This window comes from Actinomyces urinae, assembly GCF_900119695.1.
Classification (GTDB): Bacteria; Actinomycetota; Actinomycetes; order Actinomycetales; family Actinomycetaceae; genus Gleimia; species Gleimia urinae.
The window spans coordinates 1,265,536-1,280,723 of record NZ_LT632547.1 but is presented as its reverse complement, the minus strand read 5'-3'; the positions used below and the strand labels follow the sequence as shown (position 1 = coordinate 1,280,723).

The following is a 15,188-nucleotide window of genomic DNA, read 5'->3' as shown; positions in this document are numbered from 1 at the left end:
TGTAGCGGTTTCAACTAGACACGCCAATAGGTGATCAAATCGTGACTATTCATTCCCCTACGAAATGATGGGGTTTACGCGGCTGGAACCATCACAGTTTGCGGCAGACCTCGGCGAAAAGTCTATGCAACTAGTCTTCGAGCAGGCTTTGCAGGTGCTGGAACACGGCGGCGCCGTCGGCTCTAAGTCCGTCGTGCTGGTATTCATTGGTCACCCAGGTGCGAATGCCGGCAAGCTCCGCGGTTTGAAGAGACAGGTCGGTGGGCACAAACATGTCTTCGAAGTAGACGGCTGCGGCTCCGGGCACCTCGTTGTTTGCGAGCTGCTCGGGGTTGTAAACCGGCTCCCAGTCCGTGAATGCCGCGAGTTCGTGTGCCAGTTCTCGCATGGGAGCAAGCGCAGGGTCCTCATCATAGATGAGGGGGTACATGTGCTCGCCGGTCAGGTAAACAGGGCTTTCGGCCCGGTAGTCCGGCGCGGGCGCAAACCCTTCGGGGATGCCTGATCCCACCTCACCTAGGAGACGTTCAGCGGCCCAATTTGTGGCTTCACCGCGGAGAGCTGGCGTGGCACCAGCGTAAATCGTCTCGTGAAGCACCCCGTACATTGGTGAATCGCCGTGCGAGAGTTGGCGCGCCACCATGTCGAGGAACTGCGTGTTCAGGCGCTTGTGCCCACGCACGCTCACAAACGGGCCCTCGAAGAAATAGTGCAACTGGTCAAATCCGGTAGTCGTTCCAAGCATGAGGCCAAGCATGCGCAGACGCCGGGAAGTCAGGCGCTCCCCTGTTGGCAAAATCTCTTCATGCGTGTCGAGGTGGGTGAGCACGTCTTTCAGTGTTTGCTGGTCTGCCTCGTATCGCTTGAAGTAGGCCTCGTTGCGGGCCGCTGTTGCGCGGTAGGTGCGACGGTAGATTTCGTCAATGCTTACCAGACCGGGCAGGCCGCCGGTGTAGCAGACCGCCGAGAGACCCTCGGGGGCTAGGGACAGGTACGACGTGTTGATGAAGCCGCCGTAGGATTGGCCCAGGCTGGCCCACTTCTTGCCGGCGTTGATTTCACCGCGCAGCAGTTCTGCGTCGCGCACCATGTTGTCCGCGCGGAAGTGCTTAACGTAGTTGACCTGGTCTTTGACCGTAGCGAACTCGGAAAGCGTCAGAGCGTCAAGGCGGGTTGAAAGGCCCGTGCCACGCTCGTCCATCAGGATCACTCGGTGAGTTTTCAGCGCTTCACCGATCCAGCCGCTATTGAAGTCGCCGGGACGCGGCGCGCGTCCACCCGGGCCTCCCTGCATGAAAATGATTGCGGGCTGGTCAGTGTTTGGACCGTTCTTGTCCAGCGTCACTTCGCGGGCAAACAGTTCAATCTGGCGCCCATTCGGGTCGGAGTAATCCAGTGGGACCTGCAAGCGGTGCTCAGTTACGTGTACGCCACGGTGAATGTAAGTGCGGCGGCCCGCTGCCTCGCTAGCCGACTTTGAAACCACGCTGCTCACCGGATCCACCTTCTTTTCTATCCGTTGCCTGTTCTCTATGTGCTTCTCGCCCGTGTTGCCGGCCTCTTTCAATGCGATTTCCCTGACGGGCACGCTTTCCCTCGCGGGTTCTGCGTTTGGCACAGCAGTCTGTGAGCGCTCGTTCGAACTATCTTGCGCTGGCTCGTCGAATGAGAACAGCATGTCCATCTCATTCACAGGCTCTTCAGGTTGTCTTTCCTGGCCGAGGCGAGAAAACCCCGGCCCCTCTTTAACCGTTTTCCCGCTTTGGATTGCCGTTGCAGCGCCACGGGCAAGGTCGTCGGCACGCTCGTTCATGTTGTGATTGTTGTGTCCGCGCACCCACTCGAACTCGACTTTGCGACCCTTCTTGCGGGCATAATCAAGTTCTTCGTCCAAAGCTTCCATGATTTCGCGGTTAGCTACCGGTTTGCCATCGCCCTTCTTCCAACCCTTGCGCTTCCAGGCGAAACGCCATTTGGTGAGGGCGTTAATGACGTACTGCGAATCGGCAAAAATATGCAGGTCTTCTTGCGTGCCCCTGGTTTGACGGAGAAGGTCGAGTACGGCGAGCAGCTCGCCCACATTATTCGTGCTCTCTTCTAGCGCTCCTGCACTCCAGTTTTGCTCGTCCATGTACCAAGCCCAGCCGGCAGGGCCGGGATTTCCCAAGGAGGATCCGTCGGTGGCAGCAATCAAAGTCATACGCTCATTCTAACGACGAAGCCAGACATCCTCGTAAAGCAATGACTGCCAGGCAATCTCTCTTCCCTTCCTCACCTATTTCGTATTACGATATTCATATGCGTGAAACTATTGCAGGTAAAGAAGTCACCGAAGAACAGATTGAGAAGTGGGCTCAAGAAGCTGAAGCGGGATACAACGTCACACAACTGAAAAAACGTGGCCGGCCAGGCCGCGGAGCCGAACCAAGCCAAGTTGTTGCCATCCGTTTCACTGCCGACGAATTGAAACGCATTGACCGACGTGCGGCGAAAGAAAACATCACCCGATCCGCACTGATTCGCGAAGCGGTTCTGGCGTGAAGATTTCACTGCACAACTCAGCACGAAAACACCAAGAACGCGACCATATTAACGATGACGACATTCTCAAGGCAGCAACGTTCCCTCTGTGGGTCGCTGCTTTAGATGATGAAAATCCCCAACGAGAACTGAGACTCGGTTTCGACAACGCAGGAAGACTATTAGAGCTCGTCGTGCTGATCTTTGACAGCGGGAATGAACTCGTTATCCATGCGATGAAGGCTCGGGCACAATATCTTGATTTGTTAAATTAGAGCCGGTTTAGAGGTTTTAGGAAGTAACATGGCAGACTTTTATGATCGCGGCAAGCAGTATCGAGGCGGGCGCAACGGCGGTTTTCGTGACAATCGAGGCCAGGGCGGATTCCGCGGCGATCGGGGCGAATACCGCGGTAAGCGCGAGTTTGAACGCAAGTCGGGTTCGGATCAGGATCTGATTGATCGGTTCCACGAAATTGATGGGCGCAACTATGGCCAGTACAAGTCCGTGGTCGGCGATTACGACTATGGCGATTTCACTTTGCATATCGACCGCGTGCAGTCCGATCCGTACGCGCCACCATCGCAGTTGCGCGCTACGGCCTCGCCGGTCAAGATGGGCATCCCTGAAGATCTGCTTGATACTCGCGAAAAGCGCGTAGCTGTAGCTGATTTCTTGGCTCGCGAGTTTGCGAAGAACAGTTCAAAAACGCCAGAGATCCGCATTGCTCGTTGCGGTCAGGAGATTTTGGAGCGCTCATACGCATCCGTTGACAAAAGCACGGTTGAGGTGCGGTTCCAGTGCCAGTTCCCCGCTCGCGGGCGCACAATCATGGGGCGTTCCATGGCGCGTCTTGCGGACGTTGATATTCCGTACACGGTGATGGACACGTTCGATTTTGTTTCCGAGGATGCCGCGCAGCACCTAGCTAATCTGCGCCGCCACGTGGAGACGTACGTGGATTACCAGGCGTTGCAGGCCGCGCTGGCTGATAACGGTTGGATTGGTTTTGTGGCTAATGAGTCGGTGCTGGCTCGCCGCTCTGGCATTTCGGATTATCCAATGGATGAAGCTGTGCGTTTCACTTCGCCAGGGTCACTGGAGCAAACGGTGTCCCTGCCCCATGCGGGCGAGGTTAAGGGCATGGCTTTGAAACCGGGAATCACGGTGATTGTGGGCGGTGGTTATCACGGTAAGTCCACGTTGCTGAATGCCCTGCAGCGCGGCGTTTACGCTCACGTGCCGGGTGATGGCCGGGAACTTGTTGCGGTTGTGCCAAGTGCCGTGAAGATCCGGGCCGAGGATGGTCGGGCAGTCACTTCGGTTGACGTGTCCGCGTTTATTAATGACCTGCCCGGCGGGGCGGATACCGCGGCGTTTTCTACGGAAAATGCGTCGGGTTCAACTTCGCAGGCGGCTTCGATTGTGGAGGCCGTGGAGGTGGGCTGCCCCGTGCTGTTAGTGGATGAAGACACCTCGGCTACTAACCTCATGATCCGTGATGAGCGTATGCGCGCTTTGGTGGCGGATGAGAAGGAGCCGATCACTCCGTTTGTGGATCGCATTGGAGGGCTGGCGAGGGCTGGCGTTTCAACGATTTTGGTGATGGGCGGCTCCGGTGACTATCTGGATGTAGCGGACTTGGTTCTCATGATGGATAGCTATGTGGCGTATGACGTGACGCAGAAGGCGCGCGAGGTTGTGGAGGCTCAGCCGCGCGAGCGCATGGACGTGGAGGATTTCCCGGCTGTGAAGCAGCGCGCGATGCTCCCACTTAAGGCGCATGGTGGTAAGGCGAAAACGAAGTCTAAGGGGCTGGATACCATCTCGCTGGATCGCCAAGATATTGACGTGTCCAACGTGGAGCAGATTGTGGACGGAGGCCAGACGGAGGCCATAGCGTGGGCGATTAGGGCGCTTACTGATGGGGAGCGCGCCACCGCGTTTAACGGCGAAACCACGTTGGCGCAGGCTCTGGAGGCGCTCGATGAGATTATCGAGCAGCACGGCCTGGATGGTCTTGGCGGTCCAGAAAAGTCGGCGTTCATGGTGCGGCCCCGCATGGTTGATTTAGCGGCGGCGCTTAACCGTTACCGTTCAATTCGGATCGCTTGATACGTCTTAGTTCGATTTCAGAGGAGCCGCGTTGCGCGTAGTAGTTGAGCGATAGAAGGCTCGACGACGCGGAAGTAAGCAAGACTCTATCGTGTATCTACCTGTTGAGGTGGAGGGCGCTTACCTTTCCATTGGCGATATTCACGCGATTATGGCGCGCGGCGAATACTCATTTGTGGCTATCGAGGCTGAGGGCGTAGCTGTGGTTGAGGTTGACTTGGTTAAGGGTAAGAAGATTCGCGCACCCCGCATTGAGACGGCTGATGAGTGGTTTTCATAGGTATTGGAAACCCGGTGCAGCAGTCGATCACTAATGACTATGAGGATATGTTCGACTTCCTTACCATCGATAATGGTTGGGACGCGGGCGATGCGTACGTGGTGATGAGCGCCCTGGCACACTCGGAGCTCGGTGGGCCCACCGGCTCTGAAAACCCGGACCCACTACACCCGTTCAACGCGGTTGGTGCGGTGACAGTGCATCGCCTACCAAAATCAGTATTAGAGGCGTAAGCCTAGTTGCTGTCATGGGGTCTCGACCAACAGGTCGGGGCCCTCTGGCGGATCGCTCTTCATTCCCCTTGATAAACTTGACGCAAACCCCGAATAAGTGAGTCACGAGTTGGGAATCAGTCTTCATTCCCCTTGATAAACTTGCAGCCACGCGGCGGCCTACCTCGAGGCTGTTGGGAATCAGTCTTCATTCCCCTTGATAAACTTGAGGAGATTCTCATGCAGGTACAAAAACTGTTGGGAATCAGTCTTCATTCCCCTTGATAAACTTGGTGGTTGAGTTGGCTACCTGGATTATGCGTTGGGAATCAGTCTTCATTCCCCTTGATAAACTTGGAGCACGCCAATAACGATACCAAGGCGTGTTGGGAATCAGTCTTCATTCCCCTTGATAAACTTGGCTTAATGAACAGCGCGTCGATCGCGGCGTTGGGAATCAGTCTTCATTCCCCTTGATAAACTTGGACACCCAAGCCGCCCGCTCGGTCCTAGGTTGGGAATCAGTCTTCATTCCCCTTGATAAACTTGAAACAACGGCAGGTCAAGAAGTGGGGGAGTTGGGAATCAGTCTTCATTCCCCTTGATAAACTTGACTACGTTTGTGTTTAGCTCTCATGCTGGTTGGGAATCAGTCTTCATTCCCCTTGATAAACTTGGAACTCTTTTACGGTCATTTGAAGGCCGGTTGGGAATCAGTCTTCATTCCCCTTGATAAACTTGTCCAAACTGCTAACTGCTTCACTGCTTAGTTGGGAATCAGTCTTCATTCCCCTTGATAAACTTGATACAAGCGACTTATCGCTATCGCAGTGGTTGGGAATCAGTCTTCATTCCCCTTGATAAACTTGCAAAGCGTCCGCGTTAGACGTCGCAATCGTTGGGAATCAGTCTTCATTCCCCTTGATAAACTTGAGGCCCGCAAATTCTCGTTGAATTTGCGGGCCTCAAGAGGTTTTTGACTCAGAAAAAAGCGAGCTGTTCGGGAGCTTTTTCTGGTTTCTCTTCCACTGCGTTGGAATATTTAGCCATCCCGGACCATTGTTTATCAGTTAAAAACAAGATCCGAACCTTACCTCCATACGGAACGTTTGACTTGATAATCCTAAGCATGCGAGTGTCACTACCACCTGCGGGCGTGTATCGCGCGTAGATAGAGAACTGCACCATGCTGAACCCAGAATCAAGAAGGATCGTACGGAACCTGTTAGCAAGCCGAACTTGCTCATTGGTTTTCACAGGAAGGTCGAACATGACAAGCATCCACATAGGATCATCCGCCACGGTTAACTACCTCAATAGGGTTCCAGGCAGGTATTTCTAACTTGTCTATCTCTCCTTCAACATAGCGCCCATAACTTTGAGCTAGCATTTGAAAAACTGTTGGAATGGTATGCCCCTCATCTGAAAACGGCCCACAAGCAATGGAAACTAGCTCGGCCCTAGCTTCTTCTACAGAACACTTTCCCGATAGAAATAGTTCAATAACGGCCAAATCGATCGCTGGACGAAATACCTCCAACAAATCATCAACCAGGCAAAACATGTTGGCCCGATTCTTGTGGAATATCCCGAGGCTGGGTTCAAGGCCTGCAGCTAAAACTGCTCTAATACCGTGCCCGCGAGCAATGGTGTAAGCGTAGTCAAGCATCCCATTGACCCCAACACCCTCCCCAGGAATGCGAGTGAACGTAGATCCACACAGAGCTTTCCAATAAAACCGGGCAGCTTGTCCTTCTACATTCGTGGTATCGCCTGATCGAACGCTCTTCGCAAATCTATCCAGCAGAACATATTCCGGCTTGTCTAACGCACGCAAGCAGTCTCGCTGGCCCTGAATTTTCGTTTTCACGAGGGTTTTCCAGGCCTGCTTCCGTCGAGGTTCAGACAGTGATGCTTGCGCACGCCGGCGTGCGGCAACGCGGGAATGGTCGGACCAGCCGAACCCGCCCGCTTCTGGCACGCCCCTCCAGTCGCATAACAGAACAACCGCATCATTTTGAAACAGTCGGTGCAACGATGCACCAGAAATAGTGGCTCCCATGCCCAACAGAAGAACTGCTACATCTACTGCCGCTATCTCCGTAGGGGAAGCCTTGTTGGGTGAGATCACCACTTTTCCACGTTTAGCGGTGATCTCACCCTGCAACTGAGTGCAGTCTATGATCCGCCAGTTGCTAGACATATTGCTCTGGATCAATAGTCCAGGTAACTGGGAAGTTCGCCCTGGACTTGTACCGGACTCGCCCCATGCTGTCTCTACGAATTACAGTCAGGCCACTCTTCTCTACTAACTGAGAGAACGTGGTGAGCCAACCCTTGCCACAAAGGATAGTGCTCACCTCTTTTGAGACATTATCTGGCATCCCTTCTGCTGCAAGCAGAACTGGTCTTAGTTTGATTCTTCTATTGTCGTTGAATCCAGTGAGCGTCCATCGTGTAGTATTTGGGTACTCTCGGTTAAACGCCGTAATCCCCTCCGCATTGAACAAGTTGGGATCGACCACAAATTCGTCACCGACAACAACCCATCCAAGGTATTCTGCCTCACCGTTTTGAACCGCAGTTCGCAACTTAACATCGGCATCCCGCATAGAAACCGACTGCGGTTTCAAAGGAGCCTTAAAGAGATCCTCGCGCCTGTGCCGTTGCAGGTCCTGCGCAAACACGCGCACCATGCCATAACTAATCTTCTTACCCGCCTTATAACGGTAAATACGCGCATGGTGAATGGTGTTTCCGAGCGCAACAGCACCACCGCGAACCTTCAAATAGGCCGAATAACTGGGGAACATCTCCACTTCGTCATCCGCCCTAAAGTGAGTTCCATTGACCACGATTTCTCGTTGCGGATTCTCTGGCAACCCCTTGGACCACACAAAATCAGGCTGTCGCGTCAGCGCACACCACAGGGCCTCCGTTGAAACCCTGTCGATGTCTTTCATACTCCACGCAGAGCCAACCTTATGGGGGACTAGACTTTCCACCTTGTCCGCGTGCGCCCTACCGTCACCTAGGCGAAGACGAACATTAGAAAATACCGGAATCTCATCATTAGCGAGCGCCTCATTAAATAACTCTGTGAGAACCCGCATCTGCTCAAGCCACTTATCGTAAATAACGCGAGCTCCCGAATCAGCTGGATCACCACGGAAGGTCTTCCAAGTTTCTGTACCCCCACTAAAACGCTCCTGCTGGCGCAAACTATTGCGTTGCAGCAACGTCTTAGCTACCGAATTACGTATGAGCGCAACCGTTGCAGCATCCATTGCATGGTGACGCCGATCCAACCTGGTCTTACCCGAACCACCTATGAAATTCAGGCGATTCTCCATGCCCGAAGCTCGGCGTGCCCAAGCCGTAACCTGACCGCGGAACACAAACACCTTAGTTTCATTCCCACTCTCTAAGAAATGGTATTTGATCCTATGGGCAAGCTCACGCGCCATCCATGCAACCGATTCCATAGACCGCTCATCAATCTCCGGATCAAGCTCACTCCGTGACAAACGATCCTTCACCGACTGCTGTAGCTTCTTAAAGTCCGCGGTTGGAATACCACCGTCGTTGTTCCAAAAATCAACGCGACTAACCGCCTCTTCCACGCTCACGCCCGGGAATGGTCTGCTATTAGCCCAGACGGAGAACGGCCTATTTGTCTTAGACCTGTTGCAGCGCGTACAAACCGCCACCAAGTTATCCATCGTGTTACGCGAACCAACGCCCTTCCGGGGAACAATATGGTCCATCTCCGAGTTCTGGAAGGTAATCGCAACACCGCAGTAAGCACATTGACCATTTTGTCGCTGCAACGCATACAGGCGGCGAATATCTGACGTTCGGTTACTCTCCACGTTGAAGCTGTCCTTCAAGCGTTCACGCGCAGCCTGATTCTGCTTATACCGGCGCTCATTTTGACGCTCAATCTCATGCGCTTGCCGCTTAGACATGAACCCGTCACGAACATGCTCGATATTTACACTCACCGGCGCTCCCCACGCCTCTTCAGCTCCCAACAGCCACCTGTTAACCGCCTTGAGGACGCGGTCCACAGCCGGATTTCCTACAGGCTCATCAATCGAATCTGCAGGAGGCGCCCAATCATCATCCACCCCAAACTCATTCTTACGCGCCTGATGCAAATCATCACCGTGCAACAACATTCTCCGCGTAAGCCGCTCAAGTGAGTTCACCGAATATGCTGCCCGCCCGATCGGAAGTTTAAGCGCATCAAGCGTTGCCAACTGATCATCATCCAACGAACCAATGAGTTCAAGAGCATCAGCGTACTTAACGTCTTCCTCATCAATCACTGACGAGTTAGACAAGCAATCAACTAAAGCACCGCGATTCTGCTCATCTGCCTTCTTCCACCAGTCTTTTACCGGCTTCAACTTAGATGCGTTCAAAATCCTGACATGCGTTTCGTTAATTGGCGGACGTGCTGCGGCGCGTTCGCCATCCGCCGTTGCAGACGCAGTACCACGCAAATACTGGCGTTCAACGCCGATGTAATCGGCAACATCAATCCATGTTGGTGCCTGACGTTTAGACCAGGTATTCAAGTAATCAACTATCTGGTTCTTAACTTCCAGCGGAAGCGACTCAACTTCGGCAGTATTCGGATTCTTAATGCGAAGATTAGCCACAACGGTTGCGATTCGATATTTCTGGAACGCAGGATGAGCCTTCTCTGCACGGTAATAGGCGCCCTGGCCGGGCAGCGCATCCTTCTTAACCCGCTTGGCTGCAGAGCCCCTGGGACTCTTACTCTCAAACACCGCTAGAACCAGCTTGCGAACCGTCTGGTCATCCAATCCCTGAACACGCGCAACCTCTAAAAGCTCATTCGCGTTATCACTCTGCAAAGTCTTACCAAGAATCGGATTCTTTGGCTTATCCATTGAGCCGGTACGACGAAGATTCACTTTGGGAGACAAACCTGCGGCTACCACAAGCTCTCCCAAAGTCAGGTTATTTGGTAGCTCGTAGCCAATCAGATCCTCAACCCGCTGTTTAAATGCTACATACTGATCGCTCGGCTCAGCAGGTTGCAACAACGTACGCTCATGAATCCACGGCGAACGCCACCCCCGGTGACGCGCAATATGTCGCACAGCTACAGACAGCTTCTGCGCCCGCTCATCAGGATCGTCAATAAAACCCTCCACCAGTTCGGCACGAACACGCCACGGATAGTAAGGGTCGCTCTGATCTTCCAAATTAATTAGCGGCCAATCCAAATCCGTTATTAACCGGTCAAGCTTTTCAAGACGTTTACGCTTACGCACCAGCCTTCTACGTGCGCGGCGGGCAACACCAGCAGAAGCTAGCCGCGTAGTTTGCGTTTTTGCCTGCTCGGGATCAATGCCCGCATCATGCTTCAACACGCAGGAGTTAAGAATACGAATAGGAAGATCCTGATGGTTCAGTTCGATAGCTGCAAAACCAATAGAGTTCTGTCCAACGTCTACGCCGACGCGGTATTTAAGATATGAATTAGCCATACGTAACTATTAGCAGACACCACGGACATTAAATGTGAATATGCAGCTACTGTTGCCGATCCGTGCTTTCAAAAAAATATCGGGCCTTACGGCCCGATGGAGCAATCGATAAACCCGCTAACGAGGCGGGCCTTATTGAGAAATCAGTCTTGACTGTGAGTTTACAGCCGTAGTCACACTTGCGCAAGCAGAAGGCGCGGAGCTTCTGGAATCATGCGCCGCCATTTGCGTCTCACGACGAGCATCAATGTTGGCTCCGCTTGACACGCTTGGCTGCGGACACAGAAGCACATATTTTGTGCGAGGACTCTTGAAACCAGTTTTCCACGTAGAGTCAAAGTGGGTGTAAATAGAAGACCTGAAGCTCACGCTACTACTAGCCGGATTATTGTCTGCTTCACTAAAATGCCATCTGGCAAATATGCACCAGTTTGTTATACGATGGACGCAATCGTTCAGCCCGCCTCGACCTCATGCGAGAGCGGGCTGGATCTCTATCTAGGCTCGGAGTAACTGCGGTGACCAGAGCAATAAAACAAGCAGCCACTATTGTTGATCACGTAGCACGGTTGCGAGATCGTGGCATGGAAGTAGACGCCACCTTGGCTGAGCAGTGGCTCACTTACGTGAGTTACTACCGTTTGTCAGCGTATTGGTATCCAGCCAGAGTAATGGATGCTCAAGGAAGACTAACCGATCGACTCAAACCAGGAATTAGCTTCAGCGACGCCGTTGCACTTTACGAAGCGGATCGGAAACTACGTGCTCTTGTTCACGATGGTATGGAACGAGTTGAGATCGCCATGCGCACACGTGTGAGTGAACTACTGGTCAAAAAAGATCCACTGGCGTATACAAATCCGAGAATCTTCCGCTCCAAATTCGATCATAAAAAGTGGATGGTTACTGCCAAAAAGAGAATTTCTCGTGCAGGGGCTCGCAATGAGGCCATTAAGCACTACCGCGATGAATACGAAGGAGAATACCCATTCTGGGTGCTGACTGAAGTTCTAGATTTCTCCGACATTTCACGCCTATATGAAGGATTACCTGCATCCGACCAACGAGCTATCGCCGAAGATATGGGAATCAAACTAGACCTCAAGCAACTATCCAAATTGCAGCAGGAAAAGGTCAAACGCGAGTCCCCTCTAGTCCGTTGGATGGAACAGTTAACTATCGTGCGCAATTACTGTGCGCACCACGCCAGACTTTGGAACAAATCATTTGCCCCAGCACCCACACCTGCATTACGCACACTACCCGAATTCGCCCTCCTACCCGAGGGACAAAGCGAGCAAATATTTGGCGCGCTAGTGGTAATGGCAAATTTAGTTCGCACCACATCACCGAAAACCACGTGGCCAGACAAAGTCAGTAGCCTCATACAAAATGACTTCTTGACCAATCCTCTTGTAGATCCAGAAAGTCTTGGATTACCCGAGGAATGGAACGGCAAATTCTGAAATCACTCGTGCGTCCACGGGATAACGGTTCGATCGAACGCAAAAGGCGCGGAGCTCTGGAATCCTCCAGACGCTCCGCGCCTCTTCAGTCAGCCTTTACAGCATGCAGGAAACACAGCCTTCAACTTCGGTTCCCTGAAGTGCCATCTGACGAATACGCATGTAGTACATCGTCTTGATGCCCTTACGCCACGCGTAAATGTAAGACTTGTTCAAGTCGCGCGTTGAAACCGTGTCCGGGTAGAACAGCGTGAGCGACAAGCCCTGATCCACGTGCTGAGTTGCCACAGCATACGTGTCGATAATCTTCTCCGGACCAACCTCGTAGGCGTCCTGGTAGTACTCCAAGTTCTCGTTCGTCATGTACGGAGCCGGGTAGTACACGCGCCCAATCTTGCCTTCCTTACGAATCTCAATCTTTGAGGCAATCGGGTGGATCGACGACGTCGAGTTGTTGATGTAGCTGATCGAACCCGTAGGCGGAACCGCCTGCAAGTTCTGGTGGAACATGCCGTACTCACGCACATTCGCCGCGAGCTCACGCCAATCATCAGGGGTCGGCAAGTACACGTTGGAGCTTGCAAACAGGCCCTTCACCTTATCGGTCTTCGGCACCCACTCGCCCTCAATGTACTTCTTGAAGTACTCACCCGAGTAGTACTGCGAATCCTCAAACCCAACAAACGTTTCCCCGCGCTCACGTGCAATCTTGTTGGACGCCTTAATCGCCTGGTAAACCACGGCGTAGAAGTACATGTTCGTGAAGTCCAACGCCTCGTCAGAACCGTAGAAGATTTCTTCACGAGCCAGGTATCCATGCAGGTTCATTTGGCCAAGACCAATGGCGTGCGACATCTGGTTACCACGTTCAATGGACGGGGCAGCCGCAATATTTGCCAGACCCGAAACCGCGGTGAGGCCGCGGATAGCCGTCTCAACCGTAAGTCCAAAGTCGGGCGAATCCATCGACTTCGCAATGTTCATCGAACCGAGGTTACAAGCAATATCCTTACCAACCTTCGCGAACGTCAGATCCTCGTTGTACTCCGAGGGCTCCGACACCTGGAGGATCTCCGAACACAGGTTGGACATAGAGATACGGCCCTTAATCGGGTTTGCACGGTTCACCGTGTCCTCAAACACGATGTAGGGGTATCCCGACTCAAACTGGATCTCTGCGATCGTTTGGAAGAAACGACGAGCGTTGATCTTCTTCTTGCGGATCTTCGGGTTCTCCACCATTTCGTGGTACTTCTCAGTAACCGAAATCTCGGTGAACGGAACGCCATACACGCGCTCCACGTCGTACGGGCTAAACAGGTACATGTCCTGGTTGCGCTTCGCCAGCTCGAACGTGATGTCTGGAATCACCACACCCAGCGAAAGCGACTTAATGCGGATCTTCTCATCCGCGTTCTCACGCTTCGTGTCCAAGAACGACATGATGTCGGGGTGGTGCGCATGCAGGTACACGGCACCAGCGCCTTGGCGGGCACCAAGCTGGTTCGCGTACGAGAAGGAATCCTCAAGTAGCTTCATTACCGGAACCACGCCGGAAGACTGGTTCTCGATCTTCTTGATCGGCGCACCGGCCTCGCGCAAGTTCGTCAGCGACAGCGCCACGCCGCCACCACGCTTCGAAAGCTGCAGTGCCGAGTTAATGCCGCGCGCAATCGACTCCATGTTGTCTTCCACGCGGAGCAAGAAACACGAAACGAGCTCGCCGCGCGCCCTCTTACCCGCGTTCAAGAACGTGGGTGTTGCCGGCTGGAAACGACCCGAGAGAATCTCATCCACCATCTTGACCGCAAGTTCCTCATCGCCCTGCGCCAAATACATGGCAACCATGACAACGCGGTCCTCAAAACGCTCCAAGTAGCGCTTACCATCAAACGTCTTCAACGTGTAAGACGTGTAGTACTTGTACGCACCAAGGAACGTTTCGAAACGGAACTTCTTGTCATACGCGTGGTCATACAGCGACTTAATGAACTCAAAGCTGTACTGGTCCAGAACTTCCTTCTCGTAGTAGCCCTCTTCCACCAGGTAGTCGAGCTTTTCCTTCAGCGTGTGGAAGAACACCGTGTTCTGGTTGACGTGCTGCAAGAAGTACTGCCTTGCGGCCTTCTTATCCGCATCAAACTGAATCTTGCCATCACGATCATACAGATTCAGCTGAGCATTCAGCGCGTGGTAATCCAGCTCGGGCGGAAGCGCGCTTTCCAACCCCGTGTCAGTCAGATTTTCTGCCAAAATTCTCTCAATCCTTCTTGCACTTTAGAAACATCCTGGCTGGTACCAAGAAGCTCGAACCGATACATGTGTGGCACACCCAGCTTGCGAGCAATCACATCACCCGCAAGGCCGTAAGCCTGACCGAAATTCGTGTTTCCCCCCGAAATCACTCCGCGGCACAAATCCCGATTCTCTTTCACGTTCAAAAACTTAATCACCTGTTTTGGAACCGCGCCCTTCAAGTTCCCTCCCCCATAGGTGGGAACGATCAGAACGTACGGTTCATGCACATACAAGAACTCATCGCGCGGCAACAGATGAATACGCGAGTTCCTAAACCCCAACTTTTCCACAAACCGCTTAGTGTTGCCCGTCGCTGACGAAAAGTACACAACAAGTATGTACTTGTCCACACTCTTCTTTTCCGACATGACTTACCTTCTGCTCAACTGCTGTTTTACGGGTACTTCTGATTCGAAAGGGTTTTTTGCATAGTTAACCCGGCCACCAAATGTGACGGCCGGGTTTGGCTTTAGCCGTTGACTACGAGGGCGGCTTCCTTAGCGATCTTCTTAATCAGATCCGGACGGTAGCCCGCCCAGTGCTGGTCGCCAGCCATAACTACAGGAGCCTGCACGTAGCCGAGCGACTTCACGAACTCAAGCGCATTTGGATCCTCAGTCAGATCGACTTCTTCGTACACCAAATCCTGCTTGTTCAGCGCGCGCTTAGTGGCGTCACACTGGACGCACATCGGCTTGCTGTAAACGGTGATGCTCATGGCATTCTCCTCAACGATTCTTATCTAAGACCCGGACGAATCCGCGCCTTGTAA

General features: G+C 53.1%; 13 protein-coding genes and 1 CRISPR repeat array. Of the genes, 6 read left to right on the top strand and 7 right to left on the bottom strand.

Features of this window, described 5'->3' with window-relative positions:
• Nucleotides 1–130: 130 nt before the first annotated feature.
• Nucleotides 131–2,200, bottom strand: coding sequence for an alpha/beta fold hydrolase (locus BQ7114_RS07160; protein WP_072343789.1), 2,070 nt, complete (start codon nucleotides 2,198–2,200; stop codon nucleotides 131–133).
• Nucleotides 2,201–2,298: 98 nt separating this feature from the next.
• On the opposite strand from BQ7114_RS07160, the gene BQ7114_RS07155 reads away from it, so the two are divergent.
• From BQ7114_RS07155 to BQ7114_RS09020, 5 genes are all read left to right on the top strand, one after another.
• Entirely contained in the window at nucleotides 2,299–2,541 is a 243-nt protein-coding gene (locus BQ7114_RS07155) for a ribbon-helix-helix domain-containing protein (RefSeq protein ID WP_195906735.1), read from the top strand.
• Entirely contained in the window at nucleotides 2,538–2,795 is a 258-nt protein-coding gene (locus BQ7114_RS07150; protein ID WP_143236825.1) for a toxin, read from the top strand. The genes BQ7114_RS07155 and BQ7114_RS07150 overlap by 4 nt, the downstream gene beginning before the upstream one ends.
• Nucleotides 2,796–2,823: 28 nt before the next feature.
• Nucleotides 2,824–4,635, top strand: coding sequence for an ABC-ATPase domain-containing protein (locus BQ7114_RS07145; protein ID WP_083431786.1), 1,812 nt, complete (start codon nucleotides 2,824–2,826; stop codon nucleotides 4,633–4,635).
• 91 nt (nucleotides 4,636–4,726) lie between these two features.
• Nucleotides 4,727–4,915: an acetamidase/formamidase family protein gene (locus BQ7114_RS09025; RefSeq protein WP_072343787.1), complete on the top strand. Its 189-nt coding sequence runs from the start codon at nucleotides 4,727–4,729 to the stop codon at nucleotides 4,913–4,915.
• Nucleotides 4,916–4,929: 14 nt separating this feature from the next.
• A complete protein-coding gene (locus BQ7114_RS09020; RefSeq protein ID WP_230206002.1) occupies nucleotides 4,930–5,148 on the top strand; it encodes a hypothetical protein in 219 nt (72 codons plus the stop codon).
• 44 nt (nucleotides 5,149–5,192) lie between these two features.
• Nucleotides 5,193–6,060: direct repeats of the CRISPR family, unit length 36 nt; unit sequence GTTGGGAATCAGTCTTCATTCCCCTTGATAAACTTG.
• Between the two features lie 48 nt (nucleotides 6,061–6,108).
• Here the strand turns inward: BQ7114_RS09020 and cas2 are convergent.
• The 3 genes from cas2 to cas9 are packed head-to-tail and all read right to left on the bottom strand — an operon-like array spanning nucleotide 6,109 to nucleotide 10,652.
• The gene (gene cas2 / locus BQ7114_RS07130) at nucleotides 6,109–6,429 is read right to left on the bottom strand and encodes a CRISPR-associated endonuclease Cas2 (protein ID WP_083431785.1); all 321 of its coding nucleotides are present in this window, start codon (nucleotides 6,427–6,429) and stop codon (nucleotides 6,109–6,111) included.
• Nucleotides 6,419–7,330: a type II CRISPR-associated endonuclease Cas1 gene (gene cas1 / locus BQ7114_RS07125; protein WP_072343782.1), complete on the bottom strand. Its 912-nt coding sequence runs from the start codon at nucleotides 7,328–7,330 to the stop codon at nucleotides 6,419–6,421. The genes cas2 and cas1 overlap by 11 nt, the downstream gene beginning before the upstream one ends.
• The gene (cas9, locus tag BQ7114_RS07120) at nucleotides 7,323–10,652 is read right to left on the bottom strand and encodes a type II CRISPR RNA-guided endonuclease Cas9 (RefSeq protein ID WP_072343778.1); all 3,330 of its coding nucleotides are present in this window, start codon (nucleotides 10,650–10,652) and stop codon (nucleotides 7,323–7,325) included. The genes cas1 and cas9 overlap by 8 nt, the downstream gene beginning before the upstream one ends.
• Before the next feature lie 518 nt (nucleotides 10,653–11,170).
• Between cas9 and BQ7114_RS07115 the strand changes: the two genes are divergently transcribed.
• Nucleotides 11,171–12,118, top strand: coding sequence for an Abi family protein (locus BQ7114_RS07115; protein ID WP_230206001.1), 948 nt, complete (start codon nucleotides 11,171–11,173; stop codon nucleotides 12,116–12,118).
• A gap of 96 nt (nucleotides 12,119–12,214) precedes the next feature.
• On the opposite strand, the gene nrdE is transcribed toward BQ7114_RS07115, so the two are convergent.
• The 3 genes from nrdE to nrdH form a co-directional block, all read right to left on the bottom strand.
• On the bottom strand, nucleotides 12,215–14,371 hold the full coding sequence (gene nrdE, locus BQ7114_RS07110) for a class 1b ribonucleoside-diphosphate reductase subunit alpha (RefSeq protein WP_072343775.1): 2,157 nt from the start codon (nucleotides 14,369–14,371) through the stop codon (nucleotides 12,215–12,217).
• Entirely contained in the window at nucleotides 14,356–14,784 is a 429-nt protein-coding gene (gene nrdI, locus BQ7114_RS07105) for a class Ib ribonucleoside-diphosphate reductase assembly flavoprotein NrdI (protein ID WP_072343772.1), read from the bottom strand. Before nrdI ends, nrdE begins: the two co-directional genes overlap by 16 nt.
• 101 nt (nucleotides 14,785–14,885) lie before the next feature.
• Nucleotides 14,886–15,134, bottom strand: coding sequence for a glutaredoxin-like protein NrdH (gene nrdH, locus BQ7114_RS07100; protein WP_034508458.1), 249 nt, complete (start codon nucleotides 15,132–15,134; stop codon nucleotides 14,886–14,888).
• Nucleotides 15,135–15,188: the final 54 nt, after the last annotated feature.